Consider the following 16,119-nt stretch of genomic DNA (forward strand, 5'->3'; position numbering starts at 1 on the left):
CGAGCACCTTCTCAATTTTTTTTCATTTAGTTAAACCAAGTGCAGTGATAAAGCCCTGTAGCAAGGCGTAGACATGAGCAGCGTAGATTTAGTATTAACAGAGCGCCTTAACCGGTGCGAAACTACGCCGGTGAATTCGCGTTACTCCGAATTCCACCAAGGCGTCTCGATGCTGCTTAGTCGGATATCCACTATTTCGATCGAAGCCGTAATTAGGAAATTCCAATGCATACTCTTTCATCAATTGATCGCGCGCAACTTTGGCAATTATGGACGCCGCAGAAATACACGGTTCGAGGCCATCGCCGCCAATCACAGCACGCGCGGGAATGCCAAAGTCCGGACAGCGGTTGCCATCAACCAGCACCATACTGGCCGTAACATTCAACTTTACCACCGCTCGCTGCATGGCTAGCATAGTGGCTTGAAGGATATTAATGGTATCAATTTCGGCGACAGTCGCCTCACCAAGCGTCCACGCAACTGCCTGCTCTTTAATTGCACTAGACAATAATTCACGTCGTCGCGCGGTGAGTTTTTTAGAATCAGTTAAGCCGGGCAAGTCGTAGTTATCGGGCAATATCACTGCAGCAGTCACTACCGGACCAGCCAATGGACCACGACCAACTTCATCGACGCCCGCGATAATCATAAGTTTGAATTTAGCTCCGCCGCACGATCGTTCAAGAGCGCTTCAATTGCGTTACACGCAAGCTCGCCCGACGACTCACTTAAACTGGGCGCGATGGTCGCCAGAGTTGCTTGAACATGCTGGTAATGCTCGTCGTCCGTCAATAATTTAGTAAGTTGAGCGACCAATGCTCCTGACGTCGCATTGTCCTGGATCAGCTCGGGCACTATCGGCGGGCTAACAAGATGATTAGGCATAGAGTAATGCGAAACGGTCATGGTTCGCGACGCATACCATTCATTGATTTTCGAAACCTTGTACATCACCACCATTGGCTTAGCGAACAAGGCTGCTTCAAGCGCTGCGGTTCCAGAGGCCAACACAGCCACGTGACATAACGCCAAAGCGTCTCGCGAATGACCATCAATCAAGCGGACTCTGGTCTTGCCTATACTGAGCTCATTCGTCAAATAATCGGCAATTTTTGCATTGGCTGCCGGAATCACAAAGTCCAGATCTGGAAAAGCGTCAGCCAACTCCTCGCAGGCCGCTAACATGATCGGAGCTAAGCGCGAGACCTCACTCATCCGACTCCCAGGTAACACAGCGACCATTCGGCGAGGCTGTTGCCCTTCGTTTTGTGAGGCCGGCAACAACATCGCTCGAACCTCATCGCTAACTTGCCAGCGCAACACTGGGCTGGCCAACGGGTGACCGACATACTTAACGCGAACACCTTTGGCCTGATAGAATTGTTCTTCGAAAGGGAACAATGTAAGCATCAGACTCACTGCTTTACGTATTTTTTTGATTCGCTTGCCGCGCCACGCCCACACGGTTGGGCTAACATAGTGGACTGTCGGTATACCCGATTGTTTGAGCATCAACTCAAGACCAAGGTTAAAATCGGGCACATCGATACCGATGAACACATCCGGTTTCCAGCTCAGCATCTCGCGCTTTATCGTGCGCCGTATCGCTAATATCTCTCTCAACCCCTTCAGCGCTCCAGCTATACCCATGATGCTAATCTTGTCCATTTCAGCAAGGGTCTTAGCGCCAGCCTGCTGCATTAACGGACCAGCTAGCCCAATAAATTGTGCATCTGGATAGCGTGCAGAAATAGCCTTAATCAGTTCAGCACCAAGGTAATCACCAGACTTTTCGCCAGCAACAATACCGACCTTTAAGACCATCGATTAAGAAATACTATGAAGGGTTTCAATGATTAACGAATTACGCCACGCGGTGAAGCTTTTATGAACTCCACGAGTCTAGCCACCATTTCGCTACTACTGGATTTCGCTTCAAGTTCAGCAATGGCATGCACCATCGTATGCCCTGAACGGTAAATAGTTTTATACGCGCGCTTTAACTCCAACAAATCCTCTTTGCTAACTCCACGACTACGCATACCGCGAACGTTGATACCGTGGGTAATTGCTTTGTTACCAGCCACCAGCATGTAAGGTGGAATGTCGAGCGTACAGTAGGTGTTAACACCGCAAAAACTATGCTCGCCTATACTGACAAATTGGTGCACCAAGGTATAGCCTGCAAGCACTACATAGTCAGCAACTCTAACGTGACCGGCTAAGCTGGCATTATTAGAAAATAACAAGCCCGAGCCAAGGCGACAATCATGCGCAATGTGCACATACGCCATAAACAGGTTATTACTGCCGATTTGGGTTATGCCTTCATCACCAACAGTTCCACGATTAACCGTAATGTTTTCACGAAACGTATTATTGTCGCCGATTACCGTTTGAGTCGGCTCTCCTTTATAGGAGACAGACTGGGGCTCACTGCCTAATGCAGTGAACGAAAATATTTTGTTATTTTCACCAATACTCGTATGGCCTTCAACGACAACATGCGCCGCAATTTGTGTTCCATCACCAATCGTGACGTTACTTCCAATAACTGAATATGGGCCAACACTGACATTTGAACCAAGTTCCGCACCAGGTTCGATTATTGCAGTGGGATGAATTGCCGTTGTCATAAGTTACAACCTATTCTGTAATGTCTTTAAATGTGAACATCATTTCTGCCGACGCCACGAGCTTGTCGTCGACCTTGGCAACGCCTTGACACTTGTACATATTTTTGATTTTACGCAGCAATTTAACTTCAAAAATAAGTTGATCGCCAGGCTCTACTGGTTGTTTAAAGCGTGCTTTATCAATTCCAGTGAAATAATAAACACGATTAGTCGTATCAATGTCTTGGCGTCCATAGCTCGCCATTAAAGCCGCAGCTTGAGCCAATGCTTCAACAATAAGCACTCCGGGCATCACCGGACGATTTGGAAAGTGGCCGGCAAAAAACGGCTCATTAATCGTTACATTCTTAAGCGCAACCAATCGTTCTTCAGGGGTCGCCTCCAACACTCGATCAATCAGTAAAAATGGATATCGATGCGGTAAATAGTTACGGATTTCGTGAATATCGAGCAGTGCCAATTGGGGTTCCTATCTATTCTTGAATGGTTGGTCAATTACGCTGACATAATCAGACTAAAAAAGGCGGGTAAAATCACTTTACACCGCCCTATTCTACTACAGAGTTTGCACCGAATTCCAAGCTTTAGCGAATACCCGCCAGCGCTAAGAGTCCAATGCAAACTATGTGACTTATTTTGAAGACATCCGCTTAAGAACTTTATCGGTGATATCTACTTTTGGGCTGGCAAACATCACGCCGCTACGCAAGATCAGGTCAAAGCCCTCTTCTTTGGCAACTTCAGTAACTTCTGAATCAACCGAGGTTTGAAATTTTCGAATAGCTTCGTTGCGGCGTACATTAAACAAACGCTCAGTGTCTTCAGCATACAATTGAAGCTCACGGCGCTTACTCTGCCATTCCAACTGTTTGGCCTGCAAATCAGCTTCTGAATAGATAGTGCCAGCATTTTTTTCAATATCTTCTTTTAGCTTTAGCAATGCTTGTTGCTTCTCGGCAATTTCTTTTTGCTTCGGCTCAAATTCGGCATTCAAGTTCTTAAATTCCTTTTGAACAGACGGCAAACTTTCTAAAATCTTGCGTGCATCATACACACCGATTTTAACTTCAGCGGCAACAATTGCTGTTTGAAACACAGCCGCAAACGCTGCGACAATAATTAAACTACGTTTTAACATTACTAATACCTATTAACTTATTTGCTTGTTTTATTCGACGCCAACCAATTTGACGCCTTAACCCGTTTAACTTCTTACACTAATACTGTGTGGCTCTACTGAATCAACTGACCAACACTAAACTGGAATTTTTCGATCTCATCGCCCTCTTCTTCGTTCAATGGAATCGAATAACTAATCGATAACGGCCCGACTGGTGAGATCCAGTTAAACCCGACACCAGCGGTAACTCGAATCTCAGACGAATCGAAACTCTCTTCTGGACCGTATACTTGACCTGCATCAACAAAAAGCTGCAGGCGTTTATCCAACGAATCACCACCAACTGGTAACAATAACGACGCATTCAATAACACGCGTTTACTACCGCCCAGAGGATCTTGATTAACACTATCGTCGCGTGGGCCGAGTGAGCGAGCTTCATAACCACGCACCGTTCGCGAGCCGCCAGCGAAGTAGTTTTTAAAGAACGGTAATTCATCGGTATCGCCGTAACCGTCTCCATAGCCTATATCAGCCGCGAGTTTTAGCGCTGCACGCTGGGTAAACGGAAAATAGGTGCTGGCATCCACATTCACACGGTAATACTCTAAATCGGAACCTGGAGCTGTGGCATCCAGCGAGACACGAAACTCATTACCAGCTGTTGGATATAACAAACTATCGCGTGTGTCATGCACGAAGGCAGTACTTAGCGTGATTAAATCATTTTCTGGATTTTCATCGATAAATTCGCGAATATTTGAAACAGTAAACACCGTGGTTTCTAAATCAATTCGCTCCAAGCCGGCACCGAGTGAGAACGAGTTATTTTCATTAATCGGAAACAAGTAGCGAACATTGAGGCCAAGCGTCTCGGTGATATATTCCGAGGTATTCGCCGCAGCCGAGTCGATACTCCGACCGCTCAAGCCAATGGTACGGCTAATACCACTTTTCGTATAGTAAGGATTCGTGTATTGCAGCGTTACCGCTTCAACGAAGCTCGACCGCTGCACATTAAAATTCAGCTGATTACCCGTACCGAACAAGTTAGCCTGCGAGATACTTGCTTGCACCAATGCTCCGTTATCCCCAGAGTAACCAAGACCAAACAAGAAGCTGCCGGTTGGACGCTCTTTTACAATTACTTGCAGATCCACTTGGTCATCACGACCCGCTACTGGATTGGTTTCTATTTCAACTTCGTCGAAAAAGCTAAGACGCTGTAGACGAATCTTTGAGCGATTCACACGGCTCGGCGAAAACGCACCGCCCTCAGTCTGACGCATCTCGCGTCGAATCACCGAATCATTAGTTAAATCGTTACCAATAATATCGATGCGGCGAACGTAAACACGCCGACCTGGTTTAATATTAATCGAGAAAGCAACGGTTCGCGCCTCTCGATCAATATCAGGCACTGGTACCACCTGAGCGTAGGAGTAACCCTCTTCAGCTAGACGGTCACTGATCACCTCAACGGTATTGTCGACATCTTTACGCGAGTAGGTTCGGCCCGGCGCGATAAATACATACGGTAATAACTCGTCTTCCGGCACCACTAAGCGACCGTTTAAAACAAACTGAGATACCGTGTAGCGCTCGCCCTCTTCGACATTAATCGTCAAGAAGATTCCGTCTTTTTGCGGCGAGATACTGACTTGGTTCGAGGTGATTTGAAAATCCAGAAAGCCTTGATCTTGGTAAAAGCTACGCAAACTCTCTAGGTCACCAGAGACCTTTTCCTTTGAATATTGATCTTCTTTACCCCAAAACTTCCAGAAAGGTACGCTATCTGATAACTCAAATTCATCTAGCAACATCTCATCACTGAAGTATTTATTGCCAATGATGTTAATGTTCTGGATCTTAGCCGTCGGCCCTTCTTTTACATGTAACTTAACTTTGACACGATTTCGCGGGAGATCCGTAACTTCGGTGCCGACCTGAGCATTGTATTTACCTTGGTTCAAATACTGCCGCTTCAGTTCTTGCTTAACTTGTTCTAACACATTGGGCTGAAATACTCGCCCTTCAATGAAATCGTTATTAGACAAGGCCTCACGTAGCGCTTCTTCTTTAATGAGCTTATTACCGGCAAACTCGATAGTCGCAATCGAAGGGTACTCAATAACTTCCACGATAATGGCAGTGCCATCCGTATTCAATTCAATGTTTTTGAAAAAACCAGTCTTATACAGCTCGCGAATCAAGTCTGCGGACATGGTCGGATCAAATTGGTCACCAACTTTGATTGGCAGATAGTTGAAGATCGAGCCAGCCGATATCCGCTGAAGGCCTTTGACGCGAACGTCTGACACAATGAATGAATCTTGCGCTAATGCCACGGAGGTCATTACAGCAAATAGGAGGCCGATGCAGAGTTTTTTTATCATTTGATCCTCAGTATTCCAGGCGAACGATTAGTCGTGCCAACCAGACGTTATATTGCTTATTATAGTTTTACGGCGCGGCGAACACGCGTTTTCGGGCGTGAGCTGATTCTAATTGAATATCATCAAAATATCATTATAAAAAGCCAGACTCATTAAGCCTACCAACATCAGCAGACCTAGGGGCTGAATTGCCAAATATACTTTTTCAGATAGACGACGACCAGCCACAGTCTCAATTGCAAAGCGTAATAAGTGCCCGCCATCCAACATAGGCATCGGCAGCAAGTTCATTACTCCTAAACTAATACTGATCAGCGCCAAAAAATACAAATACGGTTCAAGCCCAACTTGAATAACCTGACCCGCCACATCCGCAATCATTATTGGCCCGTTGACATTTTTAAGAGACACTTGCAACGTAACCATTTTGCCAAGCATGCGCACGATCGTCGAAGACATCAACCAAGTCGTGGTAACACCGTTTTCAAGGGCCTGCAAAGGCGAATTTGACACAGTAACAAAGTGCTCTGCCGGACGCGGAATAAACGGACGCTGCACTCCAATTAAGCCGACGACTTTGTCACCAACTTTCTGCGCAGCAGGGGTCACCGACACATCAACGCTAGCATCGCCACGTGCCACAGTAACCATAATTGGCACACCGGCTTTAGGGAATACCGCTTGCGTCAACTCACTCCACTTAAGAACCGCTTGACCATCAATAGCAGTTATTTCGTCGCCTACCTGCAGGCCAGCCAAGGCAGCCGGAGAACCTTCGTTAACGACCGCGATCTCACGAGTGCTCGGACCCTCAATCGGATTAAAGCCCAGCTCAGCCATGAGACTTGCAGGGTTAATGTTATAAATCGGGATAGCATCGGTCGCTAAGGTTACTTGCTTAACTTGCCCCGCTGATTCAATTGACAGTTGAATCGGCTCTTTCTGTAGTACCTGATTAAAGATATACAGGTCATGCTCAGCGTAATACTGATACGAACGCCCATCAACACTCAATAAGCGGTCACCAGCGGCAACACTAGCAGTTGCCAACGGCGAATCTACCGGCGGCTCACCAAACACTGGCACTAAGCGCTGCGAGTCTGGTAGGCCTATCAAGGCGAACAACAGTATCGCGAATAAAAAATTAATCCCAGGACCGGCTGCAACAATCAGGCTACGCTTCCAGATTGGTTGATTGTCGAAAGCACGGTGCGCTTCATTCGCTTGAACTGGCGTGTCGGGGTCATTCTCCCCCAACATCTTCACATACCCGCCAAGCGGAATTGCGGCTAATACATACTCAGTGTTATCCGGGCCCGACACACGCTTCCACAGCGGCTTACCGAAACCAACCGAAAAACGCAGGACTTTAACGCCTAACTTACGCGCAACCCAAAAATGCCCAAATTCGTGAACGGTGACCAGAATACCGATGGCCAACATAAACCCTACCGCGCTATAAACAATGCCCATTTAATTACCCAAATAGTGCGTTGCGCACTCTATCAAAACTGATTCGATTCTAGTCGTGCTAATGCCACGCCTCTGGCTTCATTATCAATATGTAATACGTCATCGATAGTGTCATTCGATCTATTTTGCACATTATTCAATGTGGCATCGACTATTTCAGCAATTGCGGTAAAGCGAATTTGCCCCTGAAGAAATGCCTCGACTGCCACTTCATTGGCGGCATTCAGTATCGCAGGCGCCGACAAACCGGCAGTCGCAGCCTGCCGAGCTAAGCGCAAACAAGGCAAGTTCTCCATATCCGGCGCATGGAAATCTAATCGAGCTATATCCGTAATGTTTAGAGTTTCGGCCCCAGACATAATGCGACTCGGCCATGCAAGCGCGTGCGCAATCGGTATACACATATCTGGCGCGCCGAGTTGCGCCAAAAAAGACCCGTCTATATATTCAACCATTGAATGAATAATACTTTGCGGATGAATAACAATTTCGACCTGACTTTGCGGCAAACTAAACAACGCAGCGGCTTCAATCAACTCTAAGCCCTTATTCATCATAGTGGCGGAATCCACCGAGATTTTTTGGCCCATCGACCAATTTGGATGCGCGCATGCTTGCTCAGGCGTAATGTCCTGCAACTCAGACCATTTGCGCCCTCGGAAAGGCCCGCCCGATGCGGTCAGGTGAATCTTGCGAACGGCCCGTGTTTCGCCACCTTCAGGCAAGCATTGAAAAATAGCATTGTGCTCACTGTCAATCGGCAAAATGGTGGCATTACAACGTACCGCTTCGCGCATAAATAGATCGCCAGTCATAACCAGAGGCTCTTTATTGGCAATTAGCACACGTTTACCAGCTTGCACCGCCGCCAACGTCGGCAATAAGCCCGCCGCACCGACAATAGCGGACATCACCGTAGCAGAGGCGGTATCGCGAGCGACTGCCACCACGCCCTGTTGACCAATCTCAACTGAAATATTCTGCAGCCCATGCTTAGCCAATTGAGCGACCAACTGTTTAGCAGCATCACCATCGACCATCACCACCGTTTCCGGTTGAAACTCGAGACACTGCTCCAGCATCTTAACGACATTTTCATTTGCGGTAAGCGCCACAACCTTGAACCCACCAGGGTTCTGCGCGATTACCCGCAAGGTACTTTGACCGACCGAGCCGGTTGAGCCTAAGATAGAAATTGATTGCATGCGAGAGCTTACCGAACCAGTTAATTAAGGCAGATAGCCAAGAATCAGCAAACCTAGCGCGAAAAAGTTGGCGCCAACCATGATGCTATCAATGCGATCGAGAATCCCACCATGTCCCGGCAAAATTCGACTACTATCTTTGAGCCCAACATGCCGCTTTAACTTACTCTCAAATAAATCTCCACCAACTGATACAACGGCTGTTACCAGCACAGTAATCAATAGCAGACTAGCCGCTTGCACAGGGAATACCGTGTACAGCCCGGGGATGTAAATCAGCGCGACGAGCGCCAAGCCTCCAGCAAACCCTTCAATAGTTTTTCCGGGGCTAATTGATGGCGCGAGTTTATTGCGGCCAAAGCGCTTACCGACGAAATAGGCCCCGACATCGGCAGCGACCACCGTACCGAGAAAGCACAATATCCAAAGCGGCCCATGCTCTAACTGCTTAATTTCAATAACGATAAAGCCCGCTGACGACAACACCGCAATGCCGATAATCAGCTTAATCCAATTCGCATGCAAAAAATCCAGCGTATTGGTCATTGTAAACACCAGTAAAACGACCCAAAGCAAACATGCCATGGGAATAATGACACTGAGTGGGATTACGCTGGATTCAACTAAGAATAAACACAAGCCAAACAAGGCGAATGCGCAAAGTCGCAATAGTGGTTTTTTAATATCACAAAAACGAACCCATTCAACGAACCCGAGTAACACCACTAAAGTAATCAAACCTCGCCAATAAATAGGGTTTGGTGCGAACAAAGCAGCAAGCACAATGGCGACCATGAAAAGCGCGGTTATCACTCGTTGTTTTAACATCTTAGCTAGACTCCCGTCGATTGGTAGCTGGTCTCATTGTCGACTCATTGCCATGACCTGCCGAGTCCACCATGTCTTGAGCCGTTCCAAAGCGACGGTCGCGACGCGTAAACTTCAGCAATGCTTCGGTGAATGCGTTTTCGTCAAAATCTGGCCACAAAGTATCGGTGAAATAGAACTCCGAGTAGGCAGCCTGCCAAAGCAGAAAATTACTTATTCGATACTCTCCAGAGGTGCGAATAAACAAGTCGGGATCAGGAATACCAGCAGTGGTTAGTTCGCCGTTGATCGCTTCCTCATCAATATCGTCAGGTCGCATATCGCCGTTCGCGACACGCTCGGCAAGGCGTCGACACGCTTGCGTTATATCCCAGCGACCACCATAGTTAATTGCAACATTAAACACCAACTTTTCATTGCTCGACGTCGCTTGCTGAGCACTGGCAGCCAATTGTTGAATACGTGGACTAAATCGTGACAAGTCACCTAATAACTGAAGCCGAACGCCATTCTCATTAAGTTTCTTGGTTTGCGTTTCTAAAGCGTTGGCAAGTAAATCCATCAACGCATCGATTTCTGATTGCGGCCTACGCCAATTTTCGCTGCTAAACGCAAATATCGAGAGGTAAGGAATCTCGTGCTGCAAACAACTTTTGATCAGCGCCTTAACCGAATCAACGCCTCGCTTATGCCCAGCAACTCGTGACAGTCCTTGAGAGTTAGCCCAGCGACCGTTACCATCCATAATTACCGCCACATGTTGCGGCTTAGGCGTAATGATTGCTACGCCCGCTGGCTGGCTGACCCGAAGCAAGCGGAACAATGATCGTAATTTAGTCAACATAACGCTCTGATTCGGTAGATGCGGATTCCTAACAACAGGAACCGGCGGTTAGACCTTCAAAATTTCGACTTCTTTTTCTTTAACAATCTCATCAACTGACGCAACGAATTTATCAGTTAATTGCTGCACTCGATCTTCTGCACGCTTCTCATCGTCTTCACTGATTTCCTTATCCTTCAGCAAAGCTTTAAAATCAGAATTAGCATCGCGCCGAATATTGCGTATCGCTATCTTACCGTTCTCGCCCTCGCCTGCAGCAACCTTGACCATCTCCTTACGACGCTCTTCGGTTAACGCTGGCATTGGAATTCGAATCAAATCACCAGCCGTCACAGGATTAAAGCCCAAGTTAGCTTCCATAATCGCCCGCTCGACAACCGGCACCATGTTTTTCTCCCATGGCTGGACAGCCAAAGTCCGCGCATCTTGTACGGATACGTTCGCCACCTGATTAATCGGCGTAGGATTGCCGTAGTAGTCCACTGTCAAATGATCTATTAGCGCGGAACTAGCTCGCCCTGTGCGAATCTTGGCCATCTCACTTCGCATTGAATCAATGCTCTTCTTCATGCGCTCTTCAGCGTCTTTAAGGATATCTTCAATCATTTTATTCGCCTCTCTATTTCGTGATATCGGGGACTCGATTAATCGTTTCGGGTTGGGTTCACGTTAATAAACGCAAAAAATAGACGCACCAGTCAGTATACTTGGTACGCCATTCTGATGGGCTGCTCGATCATTATCACGCAACACCAAAGGGAAACTATGAGCTGGTTATTAGTGTACCAACCGGTTCGCCTGCGGCCATCCTCATTAACGACCCTTCTTCGCCAATCGACAACACTCGCATCGGCATATTATTGTCACGGCACAGCGCAATCGCCGTCGCGTCCATCACATTGAGTCGTTGTTGCAGGACTTCATCATAAGTCACTTGATCATAACGCACAGCGTCGGCGTTATGTACTGGGTCTTTATCATAAACCCCATCAACTTTTGTTGCCTTAACAAGAATATCCGCATTGATTTCAGCGGCTCTCAGGCTGGCTGCAGTATCGGTGGTAAAATAAGGATTACCCGTACCAGCAGCGAAAATCACTACCCTTCCCATATTAAGGTGCTTAAGTGCACGGAGACGTACATAAGGTTCAGAAACGGGGGAAATGGGGATGGCTGATTGGACTCGAGCTTCGACACCGATTTGCTTCAACCCTTGCTGAACCGCCAGAGCGTTCATCACGGTGGCTAACATGCCAATATAATCGGCTGTTGCACGCTCAATTCCGGATTCAGATGCTGAGATACCACGGAAAAAGTTTCCGCCACCAATAACTACCGCAACCTGTGTCCCAGACTTGACGACGCGGCCAATTTCTTGACATACATTATCGAGTGTTTTAGCGTCGATGCCAAACTTCTTGTCTTCATCACTGCCAGCTAGGGCCTCACCGCTCAATTTGAGTAAAATACGTCTAAAACTCGGTTTGGAAGTGTTAGTCGGCATTGGCGTGACCCCTCTTTTAGGTGGTGATGTATGCGATTTTTTTAATTACTTATACTGCGCTTAAGACGGGTCAATGACAACGAATGAAAAGACCCATCTCAAGTTTAACCAAAACAGATCGAGCTATCATAGTTCGATATAGCTCGACCCATATTATTGGCTATATTAGGCCTTACCAGCCTGTGCCATTACTTCGCTAACGAAGTCATCTTCTTTCTTTTCGATGCCTTCACCAACTTCGTAACGAACAAATTGCTTCACTTCAGCGCCAGCTGATTTTAACAACTTTTCCACTGTTTGATCTGGATCTTTAACAAACGATTGACCCAACAGCGTTACCTCGTTCAAATACTTACGAATTCGACCGTCAACCATTTTCTCCATGATTTCAGCCGGCTTACCACTCTCAGCCGCTTGGGCAGAGAATATTTCGCGTTCTTTTTCAAGTAGCTCAGCAGGCACTTCATCCGCAGAAATACAAACAGGTCGGCTAGCGGCAACGTGCATCGCAATATCCTTCGCCAACTCTTCACTGGCATTAGATAAGCGCGTCAGCACTGATATTTTGTTACCGTGCTGGTAAGCGCCAACTATCTCGCTGTCACCAGCTTCAACAAGTTCAAATCGGCGAACTGTAATGTTCTCACCAATTTTTTGTATCAATGCTTGACGAGCTTCCTCAACCGTTTTCCCACCGGCAACTGATGCTGCCGAAAGCGCTTCTAAGTCAGCCGGCTGAGCGGCCATGACAGCTGCTGCAACTTGATTTGCAAATTCAACAAAAAATTCATCTTTAGCTGAAAAGTCAGTCTCTGAGTTAACTTCAACGGCTACGCCTTTATTACCGTCGACCAAAGTTACAATAGTACCTTCGGCCGCGATACGACCCGCTTTTTTATCGGCTTGAGCTGCACCATTCTTGCGCATCTCTTCAATCGCAGCTTCGATGTCGCCATTAGTCTGGGTCAACATCTTTTTACATTCCATCATGCCAGCGCCGGTACGCTCGCGTAGTTCTTTTACTAATGCGGCAGTAATTGCCATATCGTCACCTATATACTTTCTATGAGGTTATTTAATCTTTTATCGAGTCAATCCACGCGCCATTAAGTTAGTTTACTTGCTGGCACGTGCAACACATTGACGCGTTAACTACTTTAAGCAATTTTTGCTTTAGCTTGTGCGATCCACTCTTCACGCTCAATACGACCTTTGAAGTTTAATTCAGCGTCTACGCGCTCAACCTCTTCAGGAGTGAATTCAGCAATTTGCTTGAAAGTAGCAATACCGATCTCTTTAAGCTTGCCAGCAATCACTGGACCAATGCCATTGATTTCAGTTAGCTCGTCACCGGCTGTAGTGCTTGCTTCGACTGGAGCAGCTTCAGCGACCACTGGTGCAGGCTCAGCAGCAACTGGCGCAGCTTCCGCAACGGCAGGCTCCTCAACGACTTCAACATACTCATCGCCACCAGCGGCAATAGCAGACTTAACTTGAGCCGCTGCACGCGCATTGATAATAGCGTCAGCAACACCTTCAACATAAAGGCTAATTGCTCGAATCGCGTCGTCATTACCTGGAATCACATAGTCAACGCCATCTGGAACACAGTTGGTATCAACAACAGCGACAACTGGAATGCCGAGCTTGTTGGCTTCAGAGATTGCGATGTACTCATTCTTCACGTCAATAACAAACAATGCATCAGGCAAGCCTTGCATGTTTTTGATACCGCCCAAGCTGCGTTCTAACTTAATACGCTCACGCTCAAGAGTTAACGATTCTTTCTTATTTAAACGAGCACTAGTACCTTCAACCAACTGAGTATCAAGTTCTTTTAGGCGTTTGATTGAGTTTTTAACGGTTTTGAAGTTAGTCAACATTCCGCCCAACCAACGATGGTTAACGAAAGGCGTGCCAGCGCGCTCGGCTGCATCTTTGATCAACTTACTGGCAGAACGTTTAGTCCCAACCATCATGACTTGACCACCATTGCCTGCCACCTGACCGATGTAGTTCATCGCGTCATTGAACATTGGCAACGTTTGCTCAAGGTTAATAATATGAATTTTGTTGCGCTCACCGAAGATAAACGGGCGCATTTTAGGTGACCAATAACGGGTTTGATGACCAAAGTGTACGCCTGCTTCAAGCATCTGGCGCATAGTAACGTCTGACATAAATGTACTCCAAATTGTACGGGTTTAGACAAATCCGAAAGATCTAAGCAGTTAACCCTGTATTGCAGCAATCGCCTTTAGCGCGTTAATCAAGTGCAATCTAGCGAATTGGCAAGACATACATTTAATTAAAGCAAAACAATCACTTACAACAATAAAAGGCACCCAACTGCTACTGGTGATAATCGGATGATTTAAGTTGAGGCGCGTTTATACCATAGGGGCTAGATAATGCAAAGAAATAATCAGTTTAAACCCAGTGTTTTGATCACTTACTTAGCGCGTAAATTCGGGTCATGACGCAGGCCGTGGATCAGGGTATTATGCTCAGCTGGCAACTGGTCTCACCGAGGAATCCCCTTGCAACAACTCACTGGTCTCGACGCATCTTTTCTCTATCTTGAAACCGCCAGTTCGCCGATGCATATTGGCGGGCTAACGATCTACGACCCAGCTAGCGCTCCTGGCGGATTAGTTGGGTTTAAACAGATCATGGCAAATGTTGCTGAACGTGCACACAAGGTAGCATCGATGAACAACGTGCTGCTCGAAGTGCCAATGCGACTAGACCATCCATATTGGCGCTCCGACGGCGAATTCGACCCAGAATTTCATATTCGACACATAGCACTCCCCAAACCTGGTGACTGGCGGCAGCTGTGTATTCAAGTGGCACGCTTACACGCCCGCCCTTTAGATAGAGCGCGCCCGCTGTGGGAAATGTACATAGTTGAGGGGCTCGACAACATTGAGGGCTATCCGCCAGGCTGCTTTGCATTAGTGACAAAGATGCATCATGCCGCAATAGACGGCGCGTCAGGAATTGAAATCGCCGCCACAATCCACGATTTGTCACCGGACTACCGCATTAATAGTTCACCACAGCCAGTGACGCGCGACCGCCAACCAACTTACTTAGAACTAATATGGCGATCCCAATTAAACTCACTCAGAACGCCGAAACGAGTATTTGAGGTCGCTAAAAACACCGTGCCAGGCTTTGCAAAAATGGTAGCTGGCGTGGCGCGCGGCCGCTTAAAGCGGGTTACCGACATACCACGCACACGCTTTAATACCAATGTTTCGCCACATCGCGCCTTTGATGCAGTAGAAGTTGAGCTCAGCGACATAAAACAGATTAAGGACTCCATACCTGGCGTAACCGTCAACGATGTTGCTCTGGCAATCTGCGGTGGCGGCTTACGAAAATACCTAGAAAGCAAAGGCGAATTACCCCAGCGTTCAATGGTAGCCATGGCACCGATCAACATCCGCACGCAAGACAAGCTTGGCACCGCAGGCAACCAAGTATCGCAAATGACCGTGCGCATCGGTAGCAATATCGCAGACCCAATGGAACGGTTAATCTTTGTCAATCAAGGCACTCGAAATGCTAAAGAGCTAACCAATGCAATCGGCGCCAAGACCATGACCGACTATGCGCAATTCATTCCTTCAACCTTGACCGCCTCGGCCGCCAAACTGTACAGCCGCTTAGGGATGGCTAATAGAATTAAACCCGCTTACAACTGCGTAATTACGAATGTACCTGGCCCGCAAGTACCGCTGTACTTTACCGGCGCTAAGATGATGAGCAGCTTTGCACTCGGGCCGCCGATTGACGGAATGGGCCTATTCCATGGACTGGGAAGCTATTGCGGCAAGTTTAATATTTCAATCAGCGCCTGCCGAGAAATGATGCCCGACCCAGCGTTTTACGCCGAGTGCCTACGAACCTCGTTCGAAGAACTGCATGGCGCCGCCATTGCCACGCAAGGCGCTAATAAACAAAGTGCCACGCCACCAGTAACCAACACCCCCAAAAAGCCTGCTTCAAGAAAGAAAAAAGCCACTACTAAAAAGCAGGCAAAAAAGGCGAGCAAGAAATTGCTTTAGTAACCACACACAATCAACCAAGAAGATTAACGCA

Annotated in this window: 15 protein-coding genes; 1 reads left to right on the top strand and 14 read right to left on the bottom strand. The window is 47.3% G+C overall.

The features are described 5' to 3' along the window. Positions 1–94: 94 nt before the first annotated feature. From rnhB to rpsB, 14 genes are all read right to left on the bottom strand, one after another. Complete coding sequence (rnhB, locus tag DFR28_RS07655; protein WP_113953744.1) at positions 95–652, bottom strand: ribonuclease HII; 558 nt, start codon at positions 650–652, stop codon at positions 95–97. Then, positions 649–1,827 (bottom strand): lipid-A-disaccharide synthase, encoded by a 1,179-nt coding sequence (gene lpxB, locus DFR28_RS07660; protein ID WP_113953745.1) that lies wholly within the window; start codon positions 1,825–1,827, stop codon positions 649–651. Before lpxB ends, rnhB begins: the two co-directional genes overlap by 4 nt. Before the next feature lie 32 nt (positions 1,828–1,859). Beyond that, positions 1,860–2,639 carry an acyl-ACP--UDP-N-acetylglucosamine O-acyltransferase gene (gene lpxA, locus DFR28_RS07665; RefSeq protein WP_113953746.1) on the bottom strand — a complete coding sequence of 260 codons (780 nt, stop codon included), beginning with the start codon at positions 2,637–2,639 and terminating at the stop codon, positions 1,860–1,862. 10 nt (positions 2,640–2,649) lie between these two features. After that, positions 2,650–3,099 (bottom strand): 3-hydroxyacyl-ACP dehydratase FabZ, encoded by a 450-nt coding sequence (gene fabZ / locus DFR28_RS07670; RefSeq protein WP_113953747.1) that lies wholly within the window; start codon positions 3,097–3,099, stop codon positions 2,650–2,652. A gap of 171 nt (positions 3,100–3,270) precedes the next feature. Continuing rightward, positions 3,271–3,777 (bottom strand): OmpH/Skp family outer membrane protein, encoded by a 507-nt coding sequence (locus tag DFR28_RS07675; RefSeq protein ID WP_113953748.1) that lies wholly within the window; start codon positions 3,775–3,777, stop codon positions 3,271–3,273. A 95-nt stretch (positions 3,778–3,872) separates the two neighbouring features. Continuing rightward, positions 3,873–6,155 (bottom strand): outer membrane protein assembly factor BamA, encoded by a 2,283-nt coding sequence (gene bamA / locus DFR28_RS07680; protein ID WP_113953749.1) that lies wholly within the window; start codon positions 6,153–6,155, stop codon positions 3,873–3,875. A gap of 108 nt (positions 6,156–6,263) precedes the next feature. After that, positions 6,264–7,628, bottom strand: a complete 1,365-nt coding sequence (gene rseP / locus DFR28_RS07685) for an RIP metalloprotease RseP (protein WP_113953750.1) — start codon at positions 7,626–7,628, stop codon at positions 6,264–6,266. Positions 7,629–7,660: 32 nt separating this feature from the next. Next, positions 7,661–8,833 (bottom strand): 1-deoxy-D-xylulose-5-phosphate reductoisomerase, encoded by a 1,173-nt coding sequence (gene ispC, locus DFR28_RS07690; protein ID WP_113953751.1) that lies wholly within the window; start codon positions 8,831–8,833, stop codon positions 7,661–7,663. Positions 8,834–8,857: 24 nt separating this feature from the next. Then, entirely contained in the window at positions 8,858–9,661 is an 804-nt protein-coding gene (locus DFR28_RS07695; RefSeq protein WP_113953752.1) for a phosphatidate cytidylyltransferase, read from the bottom strand. 1 nt (position 9,662) lies between these two features. Continuing rightward, on the bottom strand, positions 9,663–10,505 hold the full coding sequence (locus tag DFR28_RS07700; RefSeq protein WP_113953753.1) for an undecaprenyl pyrophosphate synthase: 843 nt from the start codon (positions 10,503–10,505) through the stop codon (positions 9,663–9,665). A 48-nt stretch (positions 10,506–10,553) separates the two neighbouring features. Next, positions 10,554–11,111: a ribosome recycling factor gene (frr, locus tag DFR28_RS07705; RefSeq protein WP_113953754.1), complete on the bottom strand. Its 558-nt coding sequence runs from the start codon at positions 11,109–11,111 to the stop codon at positions 10,554–10,556. 157 nt (positions 11,112–11,268) lie between these two features. After that, on the bottom strand, positions 11,269–12,009 hold the full coding sequence (pyrH, locus tag DFR28_RS07710; protein WP_113953755.1) for a UMP kinase: 741 nt from the start codon (positions 12,007–12,009) through the stop codon (positions 11,269–11,271). Between the two features lie 165 nt (positions 12,010–12,174). Beyond that, positions 12,175–13,053: a translation elongation factor Ts gene (tsf, locus tag DFR28_RS07715; protein WP_113953756.1), complete on the bottom strand. Its 879-nt coding sequence runs from the start codon at positions 13,051–13,053 to the stop codon at positions 12,175–12,177. 113 nt (positions 13,054–13,166) lie between these two features. Continuing rightward, positions 13,167–14,189: a 30S ribosomal protein S2 gene (gene rpsB / locus DFR28_RS19930; RefSeq protein WP_113953757.1), complete on the bottom strand. Its 1,023-nt coding sequence runs from the start codon at positions 14,187–14,189 to the stop codon at positions 13,167–13,169. Positions 14,190–14,549: 360 nt separating this feature from the next. Between rpsB and DFR28_RS07725 the strand changes: the two genes are divergently transcribed. After that, positions 14,550–16,085 carry a WS/DGAT/MGAT family O-acyltransferase gene (locus tag DFR28_RS07725; RefSeq protein ID WP_113953758.1) on the top strand — a complete coding sequence of 512 codons (1,536 nt, stop codon included), beginning with the start codon at positions 14,550–14,552 and terminating at the stop codon, positions 16,083–16,085. Positions 16,086–16,119 lie beyond the last annotated feature (34 nt).

Source organism: Arenicella xantha, assembly GCF_003315245.1.
Taxonomy (GTDB): Bacteria; Pseudomonadota; Gammaproteobacteria; order Arenicellales; family Arenicellaceae; genus Arenicella; species Arenicella xantha.

Excerpts from the sequence above, each read along its gene's own strand:
- rnhB (WP_113953744.1), bottom strand. The coding sequence starts at position 652 with ATGATTATCGCGGGCGTCGATGAAGTTGGTCGTGGTCCATTGGCTGGT.
- lpxB (WP_113953745.1), bottom strand. The coding sequence starts at position 1,827 with ATGGTCTTAAAGGTCGGTATTGTTGCTGGCGAAAAGTCTGGTGATTAC.
- lpxA (WP_113953746.1), bottom strand. The coding sequence starts at position 2,639 with ATGACAACGGCAATTCATCCCACTGCAATAATCGAACCTGGTGCGGAA.
- DFR28_RS07675 (WP_113953748.1), bottom strand. The coding sequence starts at position 3,777 with ATGTTAAAACGTAGTTTAATTATTGTCGCAGCGTTTGCGGCTGTGTTT.
- bamA (WP_113953749.1), bottom strand. The coding sequence starts at position 6,155 with ATGATAAAAAAACTCTGCATCGGCCTCCTATTTGCTGTAATGACCTCC.
- rseP (WP_113953750.1), bottom strand. The coding sequence starts at position 7,628 with ATGGGCATTGTTTATAGCGCGGTAGGGTTTATGTTGGCCATCGGTATT.
- ispC (WP_113953751.1), bottom strand. The coding sequence starts at position 8,833 with ATGCAATCAATTTCTATCTTAGGCTCAACCGGCTCGGTCGGTCAAAGT.
- DFR28_RS07695 (WP_113953752.1), bottom strand. The coding sequence starts at position 9,661 with ATGTTAAAACAACGAGTGATAACCGCGCTTTTCATGGTCGCCATTGTG.
- DFR28_RS07700 (WP_113953753.1), bottom strand. The coding sequence starts at position 10,505 with ATGTTGACTAAATTACGATCATTGTTCCGCTTGCTTCGGGTCAGCCAG.
- frr (WP_113953754.1), bottom strand. The coding sequence starts at position 11,111 with ATGATTGAAGATATCCTTAAAGACGCTGAAGAGCGCATGAAGAAGAGC.
- pyrH (WP_113953755.1), bottom strand. The coding sequence starts at position 12,009 with ATGCCGACTAACACTTCCAAACCGAGTTTTAGACGTATTTTACTCAAA.
- tsf (WP_113953756.1), bottom strand. The coding sequence starts at position 13,053 with ATGGCAATTACTGCCGCATTAGTAAAAGAACTACGCGAGCGTACCGGC.
- rpsB (WP_113953757.1), bottom strand. The coding sequence starts at position 14,189 with ATGTCAGACGTTACTATGCGCCAGATGCTTGAAGCAGGCGTACACTTT.